The 23,781-nt window shown below is 45.5% G+C and carries 23 protein-coding genes and 1 tRNA gene; 8 read left to right on the top strand and 16 right to left on the bottom strand.

Annotation, left to right across the window (positions count from 1 at the left end):
* The first annotated feature begins 764 nt into the window (after positions 1 to 764).
* A complete protein-coding gene (locus ACO0LH_RS15035) occupies positions 765 to 1,310 on the top strand; it encodes a hypothetical protein (protein WP_422941912.1) in 546 nt (181 codons plus the stop codon).
* A 264-nt stretch (positions 1,311 to 1,574) separates the two neighbouring features.
* Positions 1,575 to 2,708: a phage/plasmid replication protein, II/X family gene (locus ACO0LH_RS15030; RefSeq protein ID WP_422941911.1), complete on the top strand. Its 1,134-nt coding sequence runs from the start codon at positions 1,575 to 1,577 to the stop codon at positions 2,706 to 2,708.
* Positions 2,709 to 2,934: 226 nt separating this feature from the next.
* Here ACO0LH_RS15030 and ACO0LH_RS15025 read toward each other — a convergent pair whose 3' ends face one another.
* A complete protein-coding gene (locus tag ACO0LH_RS15025; protein WP_422941910.1) occupies positions 2,935 to 3,969 on the bottom strand; it encodes a polymorphic toxin-type HINT domain-containing protein in 1,035 nt (344 codons plus the stop codon).
* Between the two features lie 499 nt (positions 3,970 to 4,468).
* On the opposite strand from ACO0LH_RS15025, the gene ACO0LH_RS15020 reads away from it, so the two are divergent.
* From ACO0LH_RS15020 to ACO0LH_RS15005, 4 genes are all read left to right on the top strand, one after another.
* A complete protein-coding gene (locus ACO0LH_RS15020; RefSeq protein WP_422941909.1) occupies positions 4,469 to 4,675 on the top strand; it encodes a hypothetical protein in 207 nt (68 codons plus the stop codon).
* A 204-nt stretch (positions 4,676 to 4,879) separates the two neighbouring features.
* Positions 4,880 to 5,893 carry a hypothetical protein gene (locus ACO0LH_RS15015; protein WP_422941908.1) on the top strand — a complete coding sequence of 338 codons (1,014 nt, stop codon included), beginning with the start codon at positions 4,880 to 4,882 and terminating at the stop codon, positions 5,891 to 5,893.
* A 795-nt stretch (positions 5,894 to 6,688) separates the two neighbouring features.
* A complete protein-coding gene (locus ACO0LH_RS15010) occupies positions 6,689 to 8,017 on the top strand; it encodes an HlyD family secretion protein (protein ID WP_422941907.1) in 1,329 nt (442 codons plus the stop codon).
* A gap of 46 nt (positions 8,018 to 8,063) precedes the next feature.
* On the top strand, positions 8,064 to 10,190 hold the full coding sequence (locus tag ACO0LH_RS15005) for a peptidase domain-containing ABC transporter (RefSeq protein WP_422941906.1): 2,127 nt from the start codon (positions 8,064 to 8,066) through the stop codon (positions 10,188 to 10,190).
* 73 nt (positions 10,191 to 10,263) lie between these two features.
* Here the strand turns inward: ACO0LH_RS15005 and ACO0LH_RS15000 are convergent, their stop codons facing one another.
* The 7 genes from ACO0LH_RS15000 to ACO0LH_RS14970 form a co-directional block, all read right to left on the bottom strand.
* Positions 10,264 to 10,824, bottom strand: coding sequence for a DUF6624 domain-containing protein (locus tag ACO0LH_RS15000; protein WP_422941905.1), 561 nt, complete (start codon positions 10,822 to 10,824; stop codon positions 10,264 to 10,266).
* A gap of 19 nt (positions 10,825 to 10,843) precedes the next feature.
* Positions 10,844 to 11,980 (bottom strand): MvdC/MvdD family ATP grasp protein, encoded by a 1,137-nt coding sequence (locus tag ACO0LH_RS14995; RefSeq protein ID WP_422941904.1) that lies wholly within the window; start codon positions 11,978 to 11,980, stop codon positions 10,844 to 10,846.
* Between the two features lie 223 nt (positions 11,981 to 12,203).
* The gene (locus ACO0LH_RS14990; RefSeq protein WP_422941903.1) at positions 12,204 to 12,386 is read right to left on the bottom strand and encodes a hypothetical protein; all 183 of its coding nucleotides are present in this window, start codon (positions 12,384 to 12,386) and stop codon (positions 12,204 to 12,206) included.
* 294 nt (positions 12,387 to 12,680) lie between these two features.
* Positions 12,681 to 13,715: a site-specific integrase gene (locus tag ACO0LH_RS14985; protein ID WP_422941902.1), complete on the bottom strand. Its 1,035-nt coding sequence runs from the start codon at positions 13,713 to 13,715 to the stop codon at positions 12,681 to 12,683.
* Positions 13,716 to 13,739: 24 nt separating this feature from the next.
* The gene (locus ACO0LH_RS14980) at positions 13,740 to 14,153 is read right to left on the bottom strand and encodes a hypothetical protein (RefSeq protein ID WP_422941901.1); all 414 of its coding nucleotides are present in this window, start codon (positions 14,151 to 14,153) and stop codon (positions 13,740 to 13,742) included.
* A 263-nt stretch (positions 14,154 to 14,416) separates the two neighbouring features.
* On the bottom strand, positions 14,417 to 15,208 hold the full coding sequence (locus tag ACO0LH_RS14975; protein WP_422941900.1) for a hypothetical protein: 792 nt from the start codon (positions 15,206 to 15,208) through the stop codon (positions 14,417 to 14,419).
* Positions 15,209 to 15,213: 5 nt separating this feature from the next.
* On the bottom strand, positions 15,214 to 16,065 hold the full coding sequence (locus tag ACO0LH_RS14970) for a hypothetical protein (RefSeq protein ID WP_422941899.1): 852 nt from the start codon (positions 16,063 to 16,065) through the stop codon (positions 15,214 to 15,216).
* Positions 16,066 to 16,186: 121 nt separating this feature from the next.
* On the opposite strand from ACO0LH_RS14970, the gene ACO0LH_RS14965 reads away from it, so the two are divergent.
* The gene (locus ACO0LH_RS14965) at positions 16,187 to 16,444 is read left to right on the top strand and encodes a helix-turn-helix domain-containing protein (RefSeq protein ID WP_422941898.1); all 258 of its coding nucleotides are present in this window, start codon (positions 16,187 to 16,189) and stop codon (positions 16,442 to 16,444) included.
* A 27-nt stretch (positions 16,445 to 16,471) separates the two neighbouring features.
* Here the strand turns inward: ACO0LH_RS14965 and ACO0LH_RS14960 are convergent, their stop codons facing one another.
* From ACO0LH_RS14960 to petA, 8 genes are all read right to left on the bottom strand, one after another.
* Positions 16,472 to 16,969, bottom strand: a complete 498-nt coding sequence (locus ACO0LH_RS14960; RefSeq protein WP_422941897.1) for a hypothetical protein — start codon at positions 16,967 to 16,969, stop codon at positions 16,472 to 16,474.
* A gap of 473 nt (positions 16,970 to 17,442) precedes the next feature.
* Positions 17,443 to 18,540, bottom strand: a complete 1,098-nt coding sequence (locus ACO0LH_RS14955; protein ID WP_422941896.1) for a tyrosine-type recombinase/integrase — start codon at positions 18,538 to 18,540, stop codon at positions 17,443 to 17,445.
* 160 nt (positions 18,541 to 18,700) lie between these two features.
* A tRNA-Thr gene (locus ACO0LH_RS14950) sits at positions 18,701 to 18,776 on the bottom strand.
* Between the two features lie 58 nt (positions 18,777 to 18,834).
* Positions 18,835 to 19,326, bottom strand: coding sequence for a ClpXP protease specificity-enhancing factor (locus tag ACO0LH_RS14945; RefSeq protein ID WP_422941895.1), 492 nt, complete (start codon positions 19,324 to 19,326; stop codon positions 18,835 to 18,837).
* A 121-nt stretch (positions 19,327 to 19,447) separates the two neighbouring features.
* Positions 19,448 to 20,059, bottom strand: a complete 612-nt coding sequence (locus ACO0LH_RS14940) for a glutathione S-transferase N-terminal domain-containing protein (protein WP_422941894.1) — start codon at positions 20,057 to 20,059, stop codon at positions 19,448 to 19,450.
* Between the two features lie 149 nt (positions 20,060 to 20,208).
* Positions 20,209 to 20,973, bottom strand: a complete 765-nt coding sequence (locus ACO0LH_RS14935) for a cytochrome c1 (protein WP_422941893.1) — start codon at positions 20,971 to 20,973, stop codon at positions 20,209 to 20,211.
* Positions 20,974 to 20,998: 25 nt separating this feature from the next.
* Entirely contained in the window at positions 20,999 to 22,411 is a 1,413-nt protein-coding gene (locus ACO0LH_RS14930) for a cytochrome b (RefSeq protein WP_422941963.1), read from the bottom strand.
* A complete protein-coding gene (gene petA, locus ACO0LH_RS14925) occupies positions 22,411 to 23,025 on the bottom strand; it encodes a ubiquinol-cytochrome c reductase iron-sulfur subunit (RefSeq protein ID WP_422941892.1) in 615 nt (204 codons plus the stop codon). Before petA ends, ACO0LH_RS14930 begins: the two co-directional genes overlap by 1 nt.
* 331 nt (positions 23,026 to 23,356) lie before the next feature.
* Here petA and mscL point away from each other — a divergent pair, with 331 nt between their 5' ends.
* Positions 23,357 to 23,776: a large conductance mechanosensitive channel protein MscL gene (gene mscL / locus ACO0LH_RS14920; protein ID WP_422941891.1), complete on the top strand. Its 420-nt coding sequence runs from the start codon at positions 23,357 to 23,359 to the stop codon at positions 23,774 to 23,776.
* Positions 23,777 to 23,781 lie beyond the last annotated feature (5 nt).

The raw sequence follows: 23,781 nt of genomic DNA, 5'->3' as shown, positions 1-23,781 counted from the left end.
GTCCTCCATCCATCCCATGCCTTGAGATAAGCGCTGCTCCAACGCGGCGCTGACGATGCAATAAGCTAATTGCTGCTCAAAGTACAAAAATCTGGGAGTCAATAAATGCCATGAAACGGCTAAAACAAAAAACCCTTGTTCTCCATAGAGGAACAAGGGTTTTTGTGCGCCTTTCAACTTCTAAAGACGCTTATTTGGTGCCGACTGCCGGAATCGAACTGGCCACCTGATGATTACAAGTCAGCGGCAATACAAACCCAACAACAATTCACAATAAAATACATCAATTAAATCAACGAGTTAAAATCATAGCATTGTTGTTGGCAGTTGTCATTTACTTAGATTTATTGTGCCAATTGTGCCAACACTGTGCCATCACTTAATTCAAGTATATAAGTGAATCGTACCAAATCTAGGATTTCGGGATATTCGAGTCCACCTCCCCTTACGTTATAACGACAGGCCTGAAGCTAACATTTCATTGCGCACTTTTTCAGCATATGTTATGTTTTAATCCTCGGCGACCTCCAATCCCAAAGTGGTCGCTTATAGGTATGCTAAACAACTACCTATTCTCAACCACCAACCCTCAAAAACTAAATAAGTAATTCGACCGCATCGTCCGCATTAATTCAAATGCGCATGTGTGTTGTCACGTCCCTAGACAGAATTGACTTAGAAAATCACATATTTTTCACGTGGCTCAGCCCTGATCTGGATTAGTCACGCCTATTCTATTTAAATATTATCAATAGGTAAACAAAATGACATTAAACAAACAAATTCGAGCATCTAACAACCTGGATGCTACGCCTCGCAGAAAACTTATAAAATTATCAAAACAACTGTACGGCATGAAACCAGGGAATACGAAATTCTCGCTAACATCGGAGACCATTTTTAAAGATGGTGTACCTGTAAAAACAATTCTCGATCCTGTACCACCCTTCACGCCTACAGATTTAATGCCACCTGTGGCACAAAAAAATGGACCGCCGCTGCTTAAAAAAGCAAAAAAAATATCAAATGAAGCCACCAGGTCGCCTGGAGCTATGGAGATTCTCGGTGCCCCAAACACAACATTTCTCACTGTAAAGCAGACCGCTCAGCGCTTCCCTATATTCACTGAAGCCGCGATTCGAGACCTAATTTTTAAGGCTGAAGGGCAAGCAAAATACCCCGATGCAAGCAAGCATTTAAACGGGTTTTTAAAAGTGATTTTCCGAGTCCCCGGGCAGAGGCGAGTACTTTTATGTGAGCCAGCATTGATCGAGTGGCTACGTTCAGGTCAACAAACGTCGATCCCATGAAATTTGAGGCAAGCGCTTTTGCATCACGCTGAAGAGAAATGCATTGATATCAAAGCGCTCGTTATGCAGGCAGTACCTCATAACGAGCTTGAGTGCACATCTACATAGGCAAGATAAGTACTTGCCGGTTCATATTTTGAACAAAAATGACACTAAACCAAATCGCGGTTTAGCTTGTGACCAACAAATTTCGGCAGCTATAGTAGCTCAGATCTGTTCACAATTTAAACACATATGAACATGACCAATTAGTTAGGCTTCATCATGAAAACAAACCTACCACTGCACATTCCCAATATTCATATAGATAAAGTGAAGTTCATAGCTCCTTGCACACATAGACCATTGGGCAAAACTATGTACCTCGATCAAGATGACCTAGGATTCGTGTCCTTTAGCGCAACAGCCCAAGATATATCTCTAAAAGATGGCTGGGAAACAATACATGTGCGCTCAAGACAGATAAATGATGGAACGGGATCGGCCGAGATGATTGAAATTCATTGCTGTCCACCGCTGGTGCTTCAAAGACATAATCTTTTCGGCCATTCCGATCTTCAAAGCTATATCTACGCTCTCTTGAACCTTATAACCAGGAAGCTGGATATTAATGTAGATCCATTTGATCGCATGGAATGGGATAGGGGAGGCATAAAAATCACGGAAGCGCACTTAACAACCAATTTCGCATGCGATGAGAGCTTGATTCTTCCGATTATTCAAGCGATTGATGAAAACAAAACTCAGGGCAAACAGAGAATCATTCCCACCTCTATCACTCTTAATGGCGGTATTAAAAGACGTTCCACATTTCATGCGTTAACAATCTATGGTAAAGCCCAAGAACTTCGGGAGCGCTTCAAGAATCCAGGGGAGGTTCGACGAAGATTGATAGTCGAAGCAGAAAAAGGAATCCGTGTAGAAGTGAAACTATATTCTCAGTCACTTAAGACTCTTGATCTCAATTATGTAATGCGCTGGAAGGATATAGATATCGCAGACCTATTCTTCAACCACTTGGATAAGTATAAACTTCCATCGTCAATACAGTTAGCAATTACTGACAGCGCCTTAGCACTACTAAGCAAACCTGAGAAAAATATATATAACTATTGGCTGAGCGGGGCAGACCTCAATAGCCAATTCGCTCGTACAACAGTATGGAAACATACCAAGTCCATATTGAAAAAAACGGGAATTGACATCAGCGGCAATCGCCGTCCTGTCGAGCATTCTAATATTGACTTGAATAGAATATTTTCACGCGAGAACACCCTTCCGATACCCGATTGGGCGATTGGGACCGAATATTACTTTTCACCTGATCAGAAAGATTTTTTCAAAGGGTCAAAGCACGGAATAGGTAGGGTGGCTGTACAGTTGCCAGATGGTGAATGATTTAGACGGGGAGAGTAAGAATAGGCTCCCCGTCATTGTATTGCTCAGCAAGCCGTGAGGAATTACCTGTTATCAACGGCCATACGACAAGCATTCTTTCGAATCGAATATCCGGCAGTTTAACGAGTGATAAGTAATAAATGAGACCAAGGTCCTTACGACCGCCACAATGCCCGCGAAGGGTAGCAGTTCGTTCGGGCCGTTCCGTTTTTAGTCGAGATGAGCATCAGGTTTGATTTTCAGCAGCACCTGACGATGTCGCATCAGTTTCATCATGAACCCATACCCCACTTTTCCCAACGAAATAGGTGCGGAATTCATCCACCTCTATATTGTAGACGCGCGCGGTGTCTTCGGTGTGTTTCACTTTGCCTACCATAGCGTTCCCGTCATTCGCTAATAAGAGTACGTTCCCCGTTTTCATGCTTGCGACGGGGGTCCAGCCGCCGTATTTCGTCCAGATGAGGTGATTTGGCGCGAGCTGCAAAGTATCTTTGCCTCTGCCGGTATCTATATATTGGACATGCGAGACTTTTTGAGTCTCCCGCACAAAGACCTTCACAACCTGCCGGTAAAAGTACGCTTCAGCGGGCTTAGCTTGAATTGGCCCAGGCTTAGGAATGGGTGGCGGTTCATTCTCAGGATGCGACAAGACCCAATCCCCTACTTTAATCTCATCAATGGGTTTCAAGCCCTCTCTCGTGTGCACCAGGTTGAGATACTCCGGCCCACCGGCGGCCACGCGTGCTTTCTGCTCGGTAAGTTCCCGCGCCGCAGCTTCCGTGGCTGCCTTCATTTCAGCCTGCTCCTGGGCTGCTTGTTTGAAGTGTGCCGAGCCGCGCTCAACTTTTTGCAAGGTATCAGCCACCTTGGTGCCGAACTCTGCATCAAGCTCGAATAAGGTTTCCCTTTTCAAAACCATGTAGGCGATCGCATCACCACCCTGGGACGCCTTGATATAGCGTATCTCATATTCAGGGTAAAGAGCCTCGTGCAAAGTAACCAGGGTGATATATTGCTCGCCTGGTTCAAACTTTAACGGAACTTCCGTCAATTTGCCGCGAAATTTCACCATCAGTTTGTCGTTATTCCATTCATGGCTTAACTCGTCGTTGCCAATGAGCTTTGCCGCCAAATCAATAATAACCTCATCCGCTTCCCGCCAGTCCACCCAGAATACGCCGTCGACACCTTGAAAGAGCTGTTTGATTATTTGATCGTTTGGGTCGCTAATTAATTTTCGGGCAAAATCTTTATTCATGTTGCACCTTGTTTTGAACAGTCGAGAAGAGTAGCGTCATCACTGTCTCGGTTGAAAAAATAATCGTAGCGGACTTGCAGCACGGCTATTCGGCAAACTTGTAGCCAAGGTCTGCTTTTCGCCATTATCGCCAAACGTATCTCACTTTGGCTAGCCGTTTCTGGGCAATTAATTCTCATTACTGATCGACCGATAATGGCCGGAAAGAGCAATTCACATAAAACTCAGAACGACTCTTCACCATGCACAGCAGCCAAACGTGAGCAAGAACAGTAATTTAAGATTTGAGAAATAGCAACTTTATCGCATGCACATTTCAGATCGTCCCCTAAATTCATGCGATTACGCAATCACTCTCAAATCAGCCGTGCCGCTGAGTTGGAGCGTCAAAAATGACGTTTTCTCTACTCAGTTATATGTCTAACTAAAATGCAAACCTCAGAAACCTATATCAATTTCACTGATAAACATTGGCTATACATTTTGAACAAGGAAAATCATGACTACTATCTGTAAATGGGGAAATTCGCTGGGTCTTCGATTATCAAAGTCTGTCGTACAGGAAGCAGGATTAAAGGCGGGTGCCTCGGTTGGCGTTCGCCTTTTAGACAATGGATGCCTTTTAATAACGCCTCATGGCAAGGCAATCAAAGTTAATGATGAACTTTCACTGGAAACAGACGCTAGGAAGCTAACAGTTTGGTGAATTGTTGTAACTCAGGCTTGATACGGCAGCTACCATCAGATGATTTTGAATAGTCCAAAGATAAACACTGCCAAATCGCGCCATGTGTTGCCCACTGCATTCACCCCAGCTATTAATTCCCAACCTAGGCTGTCCAGTCTGGTTTAAATTCTAGCCAATTTAGGTTATTCTATTCATAACGTTGATAATAAACTCTGCAGACTTATGAAAACTCCACCCGGGCTTATCCCTGCTGCTGAGAAAGCGATAAGAGAATGCGTTAAGAATTCGAATACCGTCCACGGTACGGGTGAAGTAGCTGAAGTAGCACGGCTAGTTTTAGAATTACCTACAAAATTGGTGCGAGAATGGACCCCTTATCTGAAGAGCGGCTCACTTGATATAGTTGGAATTTTTTCGCACAAGACACCCAAAGCGCGCTGGTTCGATTCGCGCGACAAAAAACCAAAATCGCCAGAGCTCTGCGATCTATTGCTAGTCGTAGAGTGCTTAGAATCAGGTGTCCGCAATCGGCGCGCGATGGTGATCCAAGCCAAACTCGCCGACGCAAATGCCACTGCGGGGCAGTTCACCGTAAGTAAAGGCGGCCCTGAGATCCAGCGCTTCCTCTACACGTTCTGGCCACAGTTCACATTGACGGGACTTAAACAAAAGCCTACTGCGTTTAATATAAAACCTAAATCACTAGGTAAGTGCAAGGGAACTCGCTATGGCTGTATCAACGTCAATGCCCTGGCTCCACAATCAGGCTGGTGGATCGAAACGACTCAACCCCTTCCACCGCTTGGATTTGGAGGATCAAACATTTCCGTAAGTTGTAATGGTACTTTCGACGCGAAAGTACCCTTGGGTCAAGCGCTTCACGATATGGTTAATAACAAGCTTGGCGCAGCACTAAAAAAAGGCAACGATTGGGAACGACTTGTGACGCATCTGACGGAAGTGGCATCTCAGCGTACGACCAACAAAATGCCGCCACCAGACGTGGAAGCCGCAGGCAGCACCGCACTGCCCCATCGCGCATCAGCTTCGCTTTATATGACCAATCCGGCCATCTTCTACAAATCAACCAATAATAATAGTTACATGACATGGTTCAACGGCGAACCACCTAACAGGGAGAAAATGAAGATAGTCGTCGACGGGAAAAATCCTGGAATGGGTATTATCTACATAAGTCTAGAGTCGCCCGAATGGCACATGGCGGCAGAAAAATAGGTGATCGCACTCTGATTAGCACATACAGCATCCGGTGATTTCCATCTAGTTTATTCGTTAATTTACAATTCACGCTTGTAAATGCGTCGAAACTCTTCAGGATTCTCTCGACTAAGTTACTGCTTCCAAATATATCGTTTTGATTGCTGACATCAAGAGAATACTCAACAGTTTGAGCAGCCAATAATATTGAATATTGGCCTGATGATAGCTGGCATATGAGGATAAGTCCCATAGCAATTAGAAAATTTTCTGGTCATTAGTTTTTATTTTTACGTATTGCTGACTAGCGATAATGGTGGCTTTTCGATAATTGAAAATTTGATGTCTAGCAAAGGTTAAATTCACTGACTTCCAACTGACCAGCCTCATCCATCGTCTTTAGGCAGTAATTGTTGAGTATTGATTAAATTCATCTAAAAAAATATACTAAAAATGTCTTTTTCGCATTGAGTTGCGATGACAGTTCGAGGCTACGGAGAAGGCTTCACTCTTTTAACCGCAGCGGATACTACGATAACAGGCCACTTTCTACGTCAGTGCTGCAATCTTATGATCTTTCTTAGCCAATTGCCACGGAACACAGCATTCTCCCCGTGTCATATTGACTGTCCCAGCTTTAAAAAAACTGATGTATCACTGGATAGGGCATCAATTCATAGGTGGGGTATGTAAACACTCAAATATTATTAAAATGTCATTATTTAATTGATTACTGGATTACACAATTCTTGTTGTAAAAACACAGTAATGCGAACTATACTCAACGACTAATTTTAGTGAGGTGAGTATCTTTTGAACCAGCAAGAAGCATCAAATCAATCGATTCCGATTGGGGGATCAGTTAAAGTAAGCTCAAAAAAGCCGATTGCAAATCCCCCCTTATTTCGTAGTCAGGCGATCGAACACGCGAGCAACCGCCAGTACGGCACTGTGCTGCTCTCACACCCTTTCAGTCATCGTTTCCTTACTTTACTGTTCGTAGCAATCGCGGCGGTAATAGTCGCTTTTTTTGCGCTATTCAGTACCACTCGCAAGGTGCAGTGCAGTGGAGTTCTGTTGCCAAATCTCGGAGTGATACGATTGATGCCCACGCAATCTGGTGTGATTTTGTCGCGTCAGGTTGTCGAAGGCCAGAACGTGCATGCAGGTGATGTGCTCTTTGTGTTATCGAGTGAACGCAGTGCAGCAGTTGGTGATGCACAGAAGACGATATCTACCTTGCTTTTAAATCGGCGGAATAGTTTTAACGCCGATCAGTCGCAACTTCTAGCGCAAAGCCGTAGTCGCCTGGAGGCATTACAACGCCGCGCTTCCGACCTAGAAAGCGAAGCTGCGAAAATAGATGGTCAGATTGTCTTACAAAAGCAGCGCGTGGATCTAGCAACGCAGGGGTTAAAACGCTTTAGCGATCTACAGGCGACCAACTATATTTCCGCGGCGCAATTACAGGATAAACAAGCGGAATTGCTAGATCAACAGCAACGCCTAGCTGAACTGGTTCGTGTAAAGTCCGCAAATGGTCGTGATTTGAATAGCGTACACGCAGATATTGTGGATTTGCGTGTACAGTCACAAAGAGATGCGTCAGCTGTACAGCGTAATGTGAATTCTCTCGATCAGGACTTGACTGAGAGTGAAGCTCGACGAGAACTATTGGTGCGTGCCCCGCAAGATGGCACGGTTACGGCAATTACCGCAGAGGTAGGGCAGACTGTTACGCAGAATTTGGCGTTAGCATCTTTGATTCCGGCTGGTTCGCAACTCGAAGCGGAAATTTATGCTCCGTCCCGCTCTGCTGGATTTGTTCAACCAGGTATGACCATACTGTTGCGCTATCAGGCGTATCCTTACCAGAAATTCGGACAGTACAAGGCTACCGTTCGAGAAGTTGCGAGCAACCCTTTAAAGCCTGAAGAACTGCCGCTCGGCGGTTCATCATCAAACGGTAATGAGGCGTTGTATCGTATCCGGGTGACATTAGATCAGCAAAGTGTCAAGGCTTATGGACGCGACTTGCCTTTAAAATCTGGCATGGCGATCGACGCCAGCATCTTGCTTGAACAACGCCGTTTATACGAATGGGTGCTGGAGCCGCTGTACAGTATTTCTGGGCGCGTCTGACACATTGCGCAGCTTGCGCTTACTTTTATCCTGATTTTTACTTCCTATGTCAGTCAACCATTTACCTGATCTGCGCTTCTGGCGCCGCCAGCAATTACCAACCTTGTTGCAAACGGAAGCTGCCGAATGTGGGCTTGCCTGTCTTTGCATGGTTTCTAGTTATTGGGGACATCGTATCGATCTGGCCAGCATGCGTCGTCGCTTTTCTGTCTCGCTAAAAGGTGCGACGCTTAAGGGATTGATGGTTATGGCCCAGGGACTTGGTTTGCAAACAAGACCACTTAAACTAGATATGCAGCATTTGCCGGAATTGAAACTGCCGTGCATATTGCATTGGAATCTGAATCATTTTGTAGTTCTTAAGAGCGTCAACAACAGACAGGTGCTGATACTTGACCCCGCTGTCGGTGAACGCAAGCTTGCGCTGGAAGAATTTGCAAAACACTTTACCGGTGTCGCTTTAGAGTTGACACCAGGCAGCGAATTTAAGAAGACAGAGGAAGTCCAGCAATTCACATTAATGTCCTTGATGGGGCAAGTGGTGGGCTTGAAAGGTGGCTTATTGCATCTGTTATTACTCGGACTTGCGTTGCAAGTATGTGCGCTCGTTGTGCCTTTCTATATGCAATGGATCGTCGATGAAGCCTTGCTTGCAGCAGACAAGGACTTGGTGACTGTGTTGGGCATTGGTTTCCTATTGCTGGTGTTTGTGCAAACCGCAATTACTGCTGTGCGTTCCTGGGTTACAACCGTACTAGCTACAAATCTGAATTTTCAGTGGTTGGGTAATACCTTCGCGCATCTGATGCGTTTACCTTTGCCGTATTTTGAAAAGCGACATACCGGTGATATTGTTTCGCGCTTCGGTTCGATACAAACAATACAGCGTAGTTTGACCACCCAATTTGTTGAAGGCGTGGTGGATGGTGTTCTGGTGATCGGCACGTTGGTAATGATGCTATTGTACAGCCCCCAACTAACGGCTGTCGCTTTTGCGGCGGTACTTGTGTACGTCTTCCTGCGTTGGACGATATTTCGCCAATTGCGCGAAGCGAATGCCGAGCAAATTATCCATGCTGCAAAACAGCAGACTCATTTCATGGAATCGGTACGCGGTGTGCAAAGTGTACGTTTGTTCAATCGAGTCGAGGAGCGCCGTGCAGGATGGATGAATAGCCTGACCGATCAATTTAATGCAGAATTGCGGATAGCGCGTCTATCGGTCTGTTATCAGACCGCCAATACCTTGCTGTTCAATGCCGAGCGCGTGATTGTGATATGGCTGGCAGCTCTTGCCGTGCTTGATAATCGCTTCTCTATTGGTATGTTGTTTGCGTTTATTAGCTACAAAGATCAGTTCAGTAGCCGTCTCGCAGCTTTAATTGATAAGCTGTTTGAATTGCGCATGCTGCGCTTGCATGGTGAGCGTGTTGCCGATATCGTCTTGACAGAAGCGGAGCGGGATGAGCAAGCGATTGAGATAGATGCTTCACGCATCCTCCCTGAGATTGAAATTAAAAATTTGGGTTTTCGCTACTCCGACAGCGAACCGTTTGTACTCAAAGGTCTGAACCTCCAAATTCCCGCAGGGCAGTGCATTGCGATCACCGGGCCTTCTGGATGTGGGAAAACGACGCTGCTTAAATTACTTCTCGGTTTGCTTGAACCGAGTGAAGGCGAAATCCTAATCGGGGGTGTCCAACTCAAGCACCTGGGCTTGCATAACTATCGTGAATTGCTGGGAACAGTGATGCAGGAAGACCAACTGTTCGCTGGTTCTATTTCTGACAATATATGTTTCTTTGACCCAGCACCCGACTCAAAGCATATAGAACACTGCGCACAGCAGGCTTCAATACATGCGGAAATTGCTGCAATGCCAATGGCCTACCAAACCCTTGTTGGAGATATCGGCAGCGGATTGTCCGGTGGGCAAAAGCAAAGGATTCTATTGGCACGCGCTTTATACAAGCAGCCAAAATTACTCGTTCTTGATGAAGCAACTAGTCACCTTGATATCAGGAATGAGCTGGCGGTGAATAATTCTATCGATAAACTAGACCTGACCCGCATCATTGTTGCACACCGCCCAGAGACGATTGCAATGGCTGAGCGAGTGATTGTAGTGCAAGATGGGACCGTGCTGAAGGATGTGCTTAAAGCCAGTAGCTGAACATGAAGTGAGACACTAATTTTTCCCTTTACCAAGCCAATCTTGGTTCTTGCAAATGACTTATACATTTGCTTTAATGAGATCGACTACATATCTCAGCCTCGTATACCTTAAGACTTTGCTTAAACCCTATTTCTTTCCGATAGACGTCGACCTTGTCTGCATCTTCTAATTTATATGCTTCACAACTGGCACTATTCCGTAGAATCTGAGTACCATATTTTTGAGACTCTCCATGTAACATCTTAACTCGGTCGTAAATTAACGCATAGTAGACACCAGAGGTTTCACCATATTTGTAACTCTCTTCAATGTTGGACAGTGCTAACTCCATAAGAGGAAGATCGCGAGCTGCATGTTGAGCTATAAAAAATGCTCCTTTGCTCGCTTCAGCGCCAACTTTCGCCTCGGTCGGCCATCCAATTGCTTTTATTATTTCCTTTAACCTTGAACTATTTCGGACATCAATAGTAGTCATATCAGTCAAAGTATTAGGGTCATTTTTATTAAATTTATTCCGTACAGCTTGGTCATCTCTAAACATAGAAATTAATTCGTCCCTAAAATTACCATATTTTTCAGATGAAAAAGCAAATAGAGGCAATGCGCATTGAAACACTACGCATAGCGTCATTGCGAACAACTTTCTGAAGCTAGGTAGACATTGTCTTTGCATACAGGTCCTTTTCGAAATTTAAGACAGTACATACTTCAGGCCAGCGCCCAACTTCTTCAGCAGTAAAATTCGGAGATGCATGTTTTATTGTGTTTCCAGAACCTTCTCTGAGCACAAATTCACAAAAAGCATTCATCATTTTTATTTCTGGACAGTATCGTTCAATCCATAAAAATTGACCTGCTTCATTTACTTCCAAAAATACGTATTCGCCAGTTGTAGAGACGATAAAATCAAAGCAGCCGAATTTCAAGCCAAGTGCAAACATCAAATTTTGACATTTTTCTTCGATTGTTTTTGGAAGATTGTACGGTTCAATCGTTATTCCAGAGTAGTAACCTTGGCGCCAATCTTGTAAAAATTCCCCATTTTTTTTTGCCACTATTTTTGCACTGTGACACACTGAACCAAAGAAAGTGCACCTCACTTCATAAGATTTTGTTATTCTTTCTTGATATATAGTAGGGATGGCTCTTAACATCGAATCGTCAGGCAACATAGATTCGTCGACCTTCGTAGCGTACATAGCTTTCGGAACAGCGTCATCTTTCCAATTAACTGGAAGAAAAGATTTTACAATTGTGCCATTACTGAAGGAATTATTTTTTATAAAATGCCTTATCTCATCTGAATTATTTGAGAAAAGTGTTTTTGGAATTTGTAGACCAACCTGCTTAGCAATATTAAGTTGGACTAATTTACTTCTCGCCCTTTTTGAACTTAGCCAGGGATTTATCCAAGATGCAGTTGGGAAGCTATGGGCCAAAAAAGATTGCCAATATTCTTTCCACTCTCGAACTACGATATCTACATCATCAGGATGTATGTCAACTCCCGCAATTTGGGGAAGCACAGGCCGGCGGAGCCAAACTACGTCAACAGGATCATCAGTTTGATGCAATAGGTTTTGAACAGGCAAGAAGAAATTTGTCTTTTCACTATTTGTTTCGATTAACGTAGAAATTTCAGCATTGATGGGAAGTTGATCGGACAAAAAACGAGTAACCTTCACGCCAATACTTTCTAATGCAGCTTTGACACTTATAGCATGAGCGTCATAAATTTGAGAGTAAATGAAGAGATGCATCGTGCGATGACTAAGATTATTCGTCATTATTTTTTGCTGAAAAATTGTTATTGTTATAAATCAAATTTACTATGCAACGACCTTCTGCTTTTTGCAGGACAGATACCCCTCCTCAAAAAGCAACGCGTTTAAAAAGCATAGCGACCACTAAGTCTTATAGGTAGTTCAATATTATCAATTCAACAATCCCTAGAATGGCACGTAATTAGAGCCAATTAATATTGACCCTAATTTTTAAACTATAAAATTCTTAACAGTCTTCTACACTGTCAACCTTACAACCAAGATCACCGCCTACATCAGTTGAGTAGATTATCGTTGTATGGTCGCCTGATGACGGGTCAACACCACCAGTAGTGCCACCACTAACTTGATTGATCATCTCTTCAGAAAGTTCAATCGCGACATTGTGATGCAGAATACGATTACTCATGAATATTCCTTCTAGTTTAAGTCCCCACCTATGCATCAGAAAATTCCAATGCACTGGGATTAAGTATTATGATTGTAAAATGCTTTTATGGCAATCATGTAGATGATACAACCCTCCGATTCGAGCAACTGGGAACCTCCTCATGCTTAATGTATGAAATGACGGTTTCTTATTTCAGGGATACTGAATCAGTAAAATCGAAAATTATATACTTGTCTCATTTTCATTAACTACAACGTTAATTTAAAGGGCACCATTTTTCTGGTTTAACGAAAATCACCTTGGCACCTCAATTCAAAGTAAGCTCGGGATCTTTCGCTTTGACACTGGTCGGATATAACGTGCCAAAGTAACATCCGATTTGTGCCCTGTCTGTTCCCGAATTTGGTAGGGCTGCAATCCAGCCATAGCCGCTTCAGTACAGTAACCAGCACGTAAGCTATGCCCGGCAACATTGCGGGCAACTTCCTCCCCACCCACTCTACGAACTGCCGCTTTTAATATCAGAGCAACGGATTGCGGGGTCAATGACTTTTTACTGACAACAGTGTCGTGACGACTAACTGGCCTAAACATTGCCCCTTCTGTGATGTTTGCAAGCATAAGCCACCCCTGCAACGCTTTCACTGGACAGCGGTTTCCTTTTGCATAAGGTATAAACACCGTTCTACCTGCGCCCTCTTGGTCGGTCTTTGATCGCTTCAATAATATTTCCAAACCTGTGTCATAGGTACTGACGTCTTCAATCTTCAATGCAACCAATTCAGATCGTCTAAACGCACCAGCAAACCCAATTAGTAATAATGCCTTATCTCGTGCCGCCTTCAACGGACTTTGCTGATCAATCAGAATCATAATTTCCAGCAAATCATCTTTCACCAGGGCAGTGACGCGACGCTGACTTGTTCCGAATGTGCGGCGAATTCCCTGCATTGTCCTTTTCACAGACTTATCCATTACTGGGGATTTGATTCCAATGTCAGAGTGTGCTCTATGAATGGCGACTAGCCGGTGCTGAAGAGTTGCTACTGCCAGTGAATCAGCGAATTTAGCGATGTACTCAGCAACCATTGCTGGTGTCGCTGGTATCGTGCCGCCATGCTGTTTAAAATGGCGTACAGCAGCGTTATAAGCGTGTTGTGTAGCTTTTGATTGTGCTGCTGCCGTGTAGCTTTCAACTAATGACCGTGTTGGCGCTTTAATCGCTTGATCTGGCTTTAATCGTTTCGCATTCTTGTTAGCTGACGGTGATATACTTTGAATAGTCATTTGAGTGTCCATGAAATGATTTTTTGGCCAATAGCCAGAAATAAGGGAAAGTAATTTCATCGTTAATTGATGTACTGAAGCTGCTCATGGTTTGGCGTTGGGAAAGCTCTCAACAACACCTGGCTCAAAATCAACTATCGATCTACGGCATCCTGCTGCGATACAATGTATAACCGCTGCAAACTCCCCTAATTCACCAATCAACCATCCTATTGCCTCCGTCGCATCAGCAGGTATTTCTCGGGACTCCATTTCCGGTGACGAATGCGCCATCAATAAACCGATGGCTGATATACCCCTGTAGATAGTCAGCATTGCGGTATCCCCATTCAGTGCGAGCTGAGACAGCAATATTGGATTTGCCGCCGCATAATCGATCTCAAATTGGTCGTTCACTGTCAAATGCGGCAATTGCAGCAACAAATCACGGATAGGCCGCATAGCAAAATTTGCCGCGGCCTCTTTCTCGTTCCTGCTTACTGCTTGATATAAACTCATGTCAATACTCCTCAGGAAATAGTAAAGGGTGAACATGTTGTCCAATCTCAGACCTGCTTAGATTTTGATCTCTTTTGCTCATGGAATTTTTTCAATAAATACAATAATTACCAACAGGAAGACGACAAAAGTCCACTGAAGGCTTGAACCTTCAGCGAGCAATTTTCAGCGTCTATTGGGAGTAAAAAGTGACTGCGCTTTCTATTGAGAAAGCATCAATGGGGAATGAGTATGGCCAGCTTTAAAGTTTGACGAGCGGGCTACTAGCGACAATCTAATGTGGCCTTGTCCAGCGCCTCTTGCTTCATCAACTCTTCTTGACCAGCACTGACTCTCAATTCTTCTCCTCTATCTGCGGCCTCTTTGCTGGCAAGCGCCATGTCATTGTCACGCTTCTTTTCCCACTCGCTCATTTTTTTAGCAACACAAGCACTTAAAGGCGCGGCAACTGGTGCAAGTTCTGGTGTGACGTATGCGGGAGTCGACTGCGCAGGTGGCTCCTCTACTTTATTTGACTGTGCTACTGGTGGCACTGGTGTGGGTGCTGTGGCATTCTCTGAGCCTGACGCTGGTGCGAATTCGAGGTGCAAGTTATCACCTACCAGTCGCCAGCCTTGCTCTGATTTGATCAGCATGCCAAAACCTGACACGTTGTATTGTTTTACAAGCTCGGCCTTATCCTGATTTGCGTTCAAAACAGCCAAATTTGAAATGTAGGTATGGCATCCAATCCAGCTTGGGTCCATTTTGTGTTGGATGTAGGATTGGCGAGCCTGTTCGGGTGACTGCTTCAAAGTGAGTGCTGCTGTAAAATCGACGCGATAAGATTTACCCTCTTCGATACCATCAACTTTGCGAACATCACTAACAGTCCAGAGTTCACATTGCCCCAGCACGTTTTTGATGTATGGCTCAATATCCGATGCTCCTGGCTTGCCATTACCGCACGCAGTAAGTGACAACACTGCACCGATAGCAGCAATCAACTGGCATCCGCCAGCGAAGTAAGCAAATGCGCCTTGAATTTCATTTTTTGAAGTTATGTTATTTTTCATTTGAATTAATTCCCATGCTGAACTTCATTGCTGTCTGAGGTGTGCAGTGACCAGGCTATGCCGCAAGCAGAAATCGTTAACATTGCTACGAAGCCGATCCAGAAGCCAACGTCCAATGTTGACCCCATGTTGCCGTAGTGATTAGTCCAGGTCGTTCTATTCGCAACGTTGTTGTAACCCAGCAGTGCAAACGCGATGACAATATTTGCGAGCAGATTCTTCAGTTGCACTGACTTCTGAAGAAATACTGGATATAAAGCAAAGGCCAGCGGTAGAAGTGCAAGATAGGCTTTCTCATTCCAACCAGTAACGGACCCGCCATCACGCGCCATTTGACCAGCCGGAACACATGCCCAAGATAGAAAGAATGAAAAAGCAAATATGCCCATGCCAACCAACACACCCAGGTAGGCAGCGTTCTTGCTGATTTTGTGCTTTAGTACATCAAGATGTTCGATCCCGGTTTTCAGCGCGTCGCCGCCAGCAAGGGAACTGGCTACTGCATTTCCTGAGTTTGGTTGTGATGTTGCCGTCTTAGCTGCAAATGCACCAACGGTCGGTAAGTCAATATCTAATGCCAGTACATCTTCTTCAGGTAGCAATTCGCATGCGCCCCCTGCTGCCTCGATGGAACCTTTATAAGTGATGGCTAGATCAAAAGAAATACCTTGCTTTACTACAAAGTTGGAATTCGATAATAGTGCATCAACCTGTTCAAGACTTGCTTTAAATAACGCTGCTAATTTCTGCTTGGCCTCAGTGTGAGACACCCCTGGTTGCAAGCCTTTGAGAATCACCTGAAAAGTAGTCGTGTCAGATTGGCGGTCTCGGTTAGGTGTTTGAGTTCCTGGCGTCACGTTGTCGTCCTTACAATTAAATATAGAAACAGTTTAAAAATCACACTTTGAGTTTGGATATCATTGCACATAATACATCAACCAAACTCAAAGTGTGTGGATTCGGGGTCGTTAAAATTGGATGCTTCGTCTTGTGCAAAACATCCAAACCCAAAAGTGTGGAGCTCAGCTACTGTTTGCTGTGAATATGAAGCGTATTCGGCTAGAGAAATCCTTAACTCAGGAGAAATTAGCCGAACTCTCTGATCTCCATCCCAACTACATCAGCTCGGTTGAGCGTGGCCGACGCAACATCTCGATATGCAATATTGAGCGGATAGCACACGCCCTGAGTGTATCGATGCCGGAATTATTGCAAGACTACCCCACCAAAGATTAAGTAGGCACGCCCTGGCATGAACACTGATTAATTCTTGGCAGCCATTCGATTCATTGGTGTCACTCCAATGAACCAAGCAGGAACCAGCTTCTGAAAATCAGTGCGTACATATGAAGATGAAGTGATCCAATACGCCGGGTCAATCATGTACTCGACTGGCTGCTTTGTATTCGCTTTGTCCCTGACAAAAACTACATGCCTGCCTATTTCTGTTTCTGGGTCATAGTCCACCATTGCTATCGCGACGTTATGAATATCAACAAGACCCGTTTCAACCTCTTTGTAGATGGTCGAGACAAACCCGTAATGCGCCAGGATTTTATTGATCAATTCTTCCGTGATGAAATATGGACCGTTCGCTGGATGTTTAAATTTCTCAATAGCGACCTGAACAACTTCATCTAGCGACTTATTCGTAATCATCGCAATACACGCGAAAGCGCAATCATGGTCAACAGCCTGTTGAACTCTCTTGAATACAGGTTGAATAGTCTGCGCCTGGTTCACTGTTGGTGTAGTAGCCATACTCGTTTCCTTTTAAATGGAATGGTATTAAAAACACGCAGCAACACCTGCCTTGATAACAAGGAATCTAAGAAAATCAGTGGGAAGTTGAAAACTAGAACAGATTGGTTGCACCTGAAGAATCTAAGGCATCCAACTCAAGAAAGTGCTGCTGCGCGGTGATATCAAAACTCTGACAAATGCATTTAGCAAGCGTGTCGTTGAAAAATGAGTATTGACAGCCAAATTTTACCGGAGTTTACATACTGGAACTCGTGATAATAACTTCGTGCAAAACGCACTTCATTCCTAAAAAAATCGGCGAACTGGAAGTTTTTTGCAAAAAACCGCTTAATGTCACAGCCAGCTAATTTTGCAAGCCAGAGAACAGCTTTAAACAGCCAGAGAGGCGATAAAATCGCTCAGTTGAGCATACGAGCATTGTGAAGCATTAAAAGCCGCTAATCGCTCGGACGCGAAATCTCTATCGGCGTTCAATCCTCTTTGTTTTGTGAAAACAACTTATCATTCATCTTGCTCACAACAAGCCTGGTATGCGTTTCCGACAAATGTGAGTAACGCTTAACCATTGCCAAGGTCTTATGGCCAAGAATCTCAGATAATTCTACAGACGTCGCGCCAGTCATCGCCAAATAGCTAGCAGCAGTATGGCGGAGGTCGTGAAATCGAAAATCATCAATGTTTGCGGCTAGCATAGCCTTATGCCAAGGCGTCCTTATTTCCATTGGTTTGGATGGCACACGCTTGCTAGCAAAAACAAAATCATTATTGTTGCAGTGCAAAGGGCAAAGCTTTTCCAATTCAGTCACTATCTGTGGAGATAGCGGCAAAGCACGATTCTCATGATTTTTGGTGTCTCGCAAGATCGCACGCTTGCTCTTGAGTTCAATATCACCCCATTTCAAACCCAATATTTCACCATATCGGGCTCCAGTCGATATTGCCAAAAGAACCACCACATATAAATATTCGCAATCACTCCTACGACATGCATTAAGCAATCTCGCGCATTCATCTTCCGATAGATATCGAATCCTGCCTTGTGGCTCACGTGGTTTTCTGACTTTTGACATGGGACTTGTCTCGATCCAACCCCATTCATTAACAGCCTGTGTGAAAGCTGCACTAAGAGCAGCTAAGTACCGAACTATTGTGGCAGGCGTTGGCAATCTTATATCGTCATCCACGGTAGATATTTTTGATCCATTTTTTGCCAAATAATCTCTTTGCTCGGCTATTAATGCTGGCGTAACGTCAGCAAGAGTGCAATATCCGATTCGGCTTGCCCACCAAGCCAACTGCTGCTTTTGCCCGCGCTGCAAGCTAGCACCTTTGCTTGGCAACACTTCATCAGTGTATTTCTGGCACATATCAGCTAAGGTGCGTTTTCTAGACTCAGTGGTTTTGAAATATCGACCTTCACGCATAGCGGCTTCGGTTTCACTAACCCACCGCTTTGCATCTGTCTTACGCTCAAAAGTAGCTGTCTGGGGTGGGAAGCCTTTAAGCCGCACCTGTACACGGTAGCTTAATTTTCCGTCTTTGGATTTTCGCTCTTGAATGTTTGCCATAACAGCCCTATCGAATTTTCAGAAGTAGGCGATTACATTGAAGATTACTGTGAATTGTTGCCAACTTTTGCAGCCATTGTGCCATGAGTGTGCCATTTGAAAGCACAAAAAAAAACGAGTTACGGGATTAACCGTAACTCGTTGATTTTGCTGCTTTTTTTGGTGCCGACTGCCGGAATCGAACTGGCCACCTGATGATTACAAGTCAACTGCTCTACCAAATGAGCTAAGTCGGCGAAAATTTTTTCGTATTTGCTACGTTGCCGTTGCATTCCCGAAGACCAAGATTATAGGCTACTTTATTATTTTTAGCGAGGGCTTTTCTGATTTTTTTTCAGATTTCTTTTGCTCATCGCCAGAAGCCGTTGCTTCTACCAGGCTGGGCTTGCTGCTGACCGCGGCCAGACCCAGAACAGGTTTGCTGACGGCTTCAACAGGTGCGGGGGCTTCTGCTTCGGTTTCGTCGGCTTCTATCAGTTCGACTTCGAAGGCCATGCCCTGGCCATTTTCGCTGGCATACACGGCCATGACGTTTTCCACCGGGACATATATATCACGTGACACGCCACCGAAGCGGGCCTTGAAGGTGACGGCATCATTATCCATTTTCAGGCCACTGGTGGCACCGAAGCTGATGTTGAGGACTATTTCGCCATTCCTGACAAATTCCATAGGTACGCGCGCAGCAGAACCGACCTTGACTGCCAGGTAAGGCGTGAAGCCATTGTCGGTACACCATTCGTAAATGGCGCGCATAAAATAAGGTTTGGTTGAAATTTCTTGCATGTCTGTATAGTCAGCCGATAGTGTGCGGTTGTTTTGCTAATAAGAATAGCCGCAGAGCCCAAAAACAACAAGGCTGACGTGTTGCATCAGCCTTGTTATTGATTGCGGCATGGCGCATTACTTATCTGCGCATGACCTTTTCCGAAGGCGTCAGCGCTTCGATATAGGCCGGGCGGGAGAAAATGCGTTCTGCATATTTCATCAACGGTGCTGCTGTCTTGGACAATTCGATACCGTAATGATCAAGACGCCATAACAATGGTGCCACAGCCACGTCGAGCATGGAGAATTCATCACCGAGCATGTATTTGTTCTTGATGAACAAAGGGGCGAGCTGGGTCAGACGGTCGCGGATTTCAGCACGTGCCTTGTCCTGTACTTTGGCCGACGCGGTGTTCTTGTCGTTTTCCAGAGTATGGACGTGGATGAACAATTCTTTTTCAAAATTGAACAACATCAGGCGTGCACGCGCACGTTGCAGCGGGTCTGCCGGCATCAGTTGCGGATGCGGGAAGCGTTCGTCGATGTATTCGTTAATGATATTGGATTCATACAATATCAATTCACGTTCGACCAGAATAGGCACCTGACCATATGGATTCATGGTCGAGATATCTTCTGGCTTGTTAAACAAATCAACATCGCGGATTTCAAAGTCCATGCCTTTTTCAAACAGAACCAGGCGGCAACGTTGGGAAAATGGGCAGGTTGTACCCGAGTAGAGAACCATCATTTTATAGTTCCTTAGAAACGATCAGGGCGAGGAGCCAGTTTTGCGCACCTCACCCCTGGGATTACACGTCCGTTTACGACGGAGAAAAACGGACGATCTCAAAAAATTTCCGGTCTGCTATCAAGCCAGTCAGACCAGAAATATTACATTTATTTTACTTCTTTCCAGTAGGAAGCGTTCAGGCGCCATGCCAGTGTTGCCAGCGTTGCCAGGAACAGCAAAACCCAGACGCCGAGGCGTTTGCGTGTGCTTTGGGATGGCTCACCCATCCATTGCAGGTAAGCAACCAGGTCACCCACTGCATTGTCATATTCCAGCGGCGTCATGGTACCAGCAGTGATTTTTTCAAAGCCGTCAAATTGGTGAACAGTTTTGGATTCGTCATGCGCGTCTTTGACTTCAGACATTTTGACTTTACGCACACCCTGCAGTTCCCACAGTGCGTGCGGCATGCCGACATTAGGGAACACCATGTTGTTCCAGCCGGTCGGGCGGGATTCATCTTTGTAGTAAGTACGCAGATAGGTGTAAATCCAGTCAGCGCCAGAGCCTGCTTCAGATGCCTTGGCACGGGCGATCACGGACAAGTCTGGTGGCACTGCGCCGAACCATGCCTTGGCATCTTTGGCTGCCATGGTGGTTTTCATCAGATCACCGACTTTTTCGCCCGTGAACAGCAAATTGGTTCTGATCTGGTCATCTGTCAAACCGATATCTTTCAAACGGTTATAACGCATCGCCGATGCAGAGTGGCAATTCAGGCAGTAATTGACAAACAATTTTGCGCCGTTTTGCAAAGCTGCCATATCTGTAGCACGGTCAGGTGCGTGATCCAACGGGAAAGATCCGCTATTTGCCATTGCCATTGCAGGGGCCAATGCCAACACAGCGATCAGTTTTTTAAGTAATTTCATGCTTATTCTTCCTCGCTTAGTTGGCTCAGTGCGCTGCAAATGTAACGCGCTTGGGCACTGGCTTAAATGTTCCCATTGCACTCCACCATGGCATCAGCAGGAAGAAGCCGAAGTAGATGATGGCGCAAACCTGAGAAATACGCTCGCGAACTGGTGACGGAGGCTCAACACCCAGGTAACCCAGCGTCACGAAAGCGATACCGAAGACGATGTACACATATTTGTGCCAGTCAGGGCGATAGCGTATCGATTTGACCGGGGATACATCCAGCCATGGCAACAAAGCCAGGATCATGACGGAACCGCCGAACAAGACCACACCCCAGAATTTCGCATCGAGGCCGAAAGGCATCATGCCCAGAATGGCAACCAGAGCAATCACAGCAATCGCGATCTTGATCAATTGAGGCAACTTGGTTGTCAGCCAGATCAGAGCAACATAAGCGGCTGCGCCAAACTGCACGACATACAGGAACTCAGACGTCGTCGCACGCAAGATCGAATAGAAAGGCGTGAAGTACCAGGTCGGTGCAATATGCGGTGGCGTTTTCAGAGAATCAGCCGGGATAAAGTTATTGTACTCAAGGAAGTAACCACCCATTTCCGGCGCGAAGAACACTGCTGCGCTGAAAATCGTCAGGAACACTGTCACGCCAAAGATGTCGTGGAAAGTGTAGTAAGGGTGAGAAGGCACGCCATCAACAGGGTGACCATCAGGGCCCAGATTTTCTTTGATTTCAATACCGTCCGGGTTATTGGAACCCACTTCATGCAAGGCGATCAAGTGAGCCACCACCAGACCCAGCAAGACCAGAGGAATAGCAATGACGTGGAAAGAGAAGAAGCGGTTCAAAGTCGCATCAGACACCACATAGTCACCACGGATCCACAGGGACAGATCAGGGCCGATGAAAGGAATGGCACCAAACAGGTTAACAATAACCTGGGCACCCCAGTAAGACATCTGGCCCCATGGCAGCAGGTAACCGAAGAAGGCTTCGGCCATCAGGCACAGGAAAATCGCAAAACCGAACAACCAGATCAGTTCACGTGGCTTGCGGTAAGAACCGTACAGGAAGGCACGGGTCATGTGCAGGTAAACAACGATGAAGAATGCCGAAGCGCCCGTCGAGTGCATGTAACGCACCAGCCAGCCCCAGGGCACATCACGCATGATGTATTCAACAGAAGCAAACGCCAGGTTCGCATCTGGTTTGTAGTGCATGACCAGGAAAATACCGGTAACGATCTGGATAACCAGCACCAGCATGGCGAGGGAACCGAAGATGTACCAGAAATTGAAGTTCTTGGGCGCGTAATACTTGCCCCATTGATCATTCCACAGCTTGGTCAGCGGGAAACGGGAATCAACCCAGTTCAGGGCTTTATCTACGACAGGCGCATCGGCCGGGAGTTTTTTCTCAACAAATGCCATGATCAAGCCTCGCCTTTCTCATCTTTACCGATGATGATTTTGGTATCTGATAAAAACATATGACGAGGCACATCCAGATTTTGAGGAGCTGGCTTGTTTTTATATACACGGCCAGCCAGATCGAAAGTCGATCCGTGGCATGGGCACAAAAAGCCGCCTTTCCAGTCATCTGGCAGGGACGGTTGCGCGCCTTCCTGGAATTTGGAACTTGGCGAACAGCCCAGGTGCGAGCAAATGCCCACGGCCACCAGGATGTCACTATGTTCTTTGCGTGAACGGCTTTGCTTTTCGCAATAGTCTGGCATTTCCATGGTGTACGGCTTTTCCGATTTTGGATCAGCGACCTTGTCTTCTGTTTTTGCCAGACTCGCCATCATTTCTGGCGTGCGTTTCAAAATCCATACTGGCTTACCGCGCCATTCCGCAGTCGTCATCTCGCCTGGCTTCAAAGTGGAGATATCCACTTCTACCGGTGCACCTGCTGCCTTGGCACGCTCGGATGGCTGGAAAGTGCTTACCAGCGCCCCTGCCGTTGCCAAGCCAGCCACACCGCCAGCCGCGCACGTGGCGACGAGCAAACCGCGACGGCCGGAATCGACCTGCTTTTCGATACTCATACCAACCCCAATCTGTCAATAATCAAAACTTGATGAAGCATTACCCAACTTCTAGCAACCTTAAATTATAAAGGAGGCGGATATGGTTTTAAAGAAAAAGATATCCGAAACACCAACTTGGGGGCTTTTTTCAACATTTAGTCTGTGATTTACCCTTCCATGTCTGGCTTAAGATGTGTTTACACCCATAATTCAAGTCAGGATTTAATATCCAGGCAGGCATTGAAACCAAAATTGACAAAATTCATGGCACTTTTGATCAGCTTTGCGCATTAGAATCTGGACACTTAATTTTGGGCAGCCCGTTTTGCCCACCAAACAGGAGAATTTCATGGGAATGTTGCAAGAATTTAAAGCATTTATCAGTCGCGGCAATGTCGTTGATCTCGCCGTCGGTGTCATTATTGGTGCTGCCTTTGGCAAAATCGTTGATTCTCTGGTCGGGGACATCGTCATGCCATTGATAGGCCGCATCGTCGGCGGATTGGATTTTTCCAATTATTACATCCCGCTCAATGGCCAGGGCACGCATCTGGCGCTGGCCGAGGCAAAAAAGGCAGGCGGGGTCATCGCCTATGGTAACTTTATTACTGTCAGTGTTGGTTTCGTCATCCTGGCTTTCGTGATTTTTCAAATGGTCAAACTGGTCAATGCACTGAAAAAAGCGGAGCCGACACCCGAACCAGCACCTGAAGTGACGCCTGAAGATGTGCTGTTGTTACGTGAGATCAGGGATGCGCTGAGGAAGTGATGGGG

This window comes from Undibacterium sp. TJN19 (assembly GCF_049339485.1).
Lineage (GTDB): Bacteria > Pseudomonadota > Gammaproteobacteria > Burkholderiales > Burkholderiaceae_D > Undibacterium.
The sequence above is the reverse complement of the archived record's forward strand: the minus strand, read 5'-3'. Positions and strand labels throughout refer to the sequence as shown.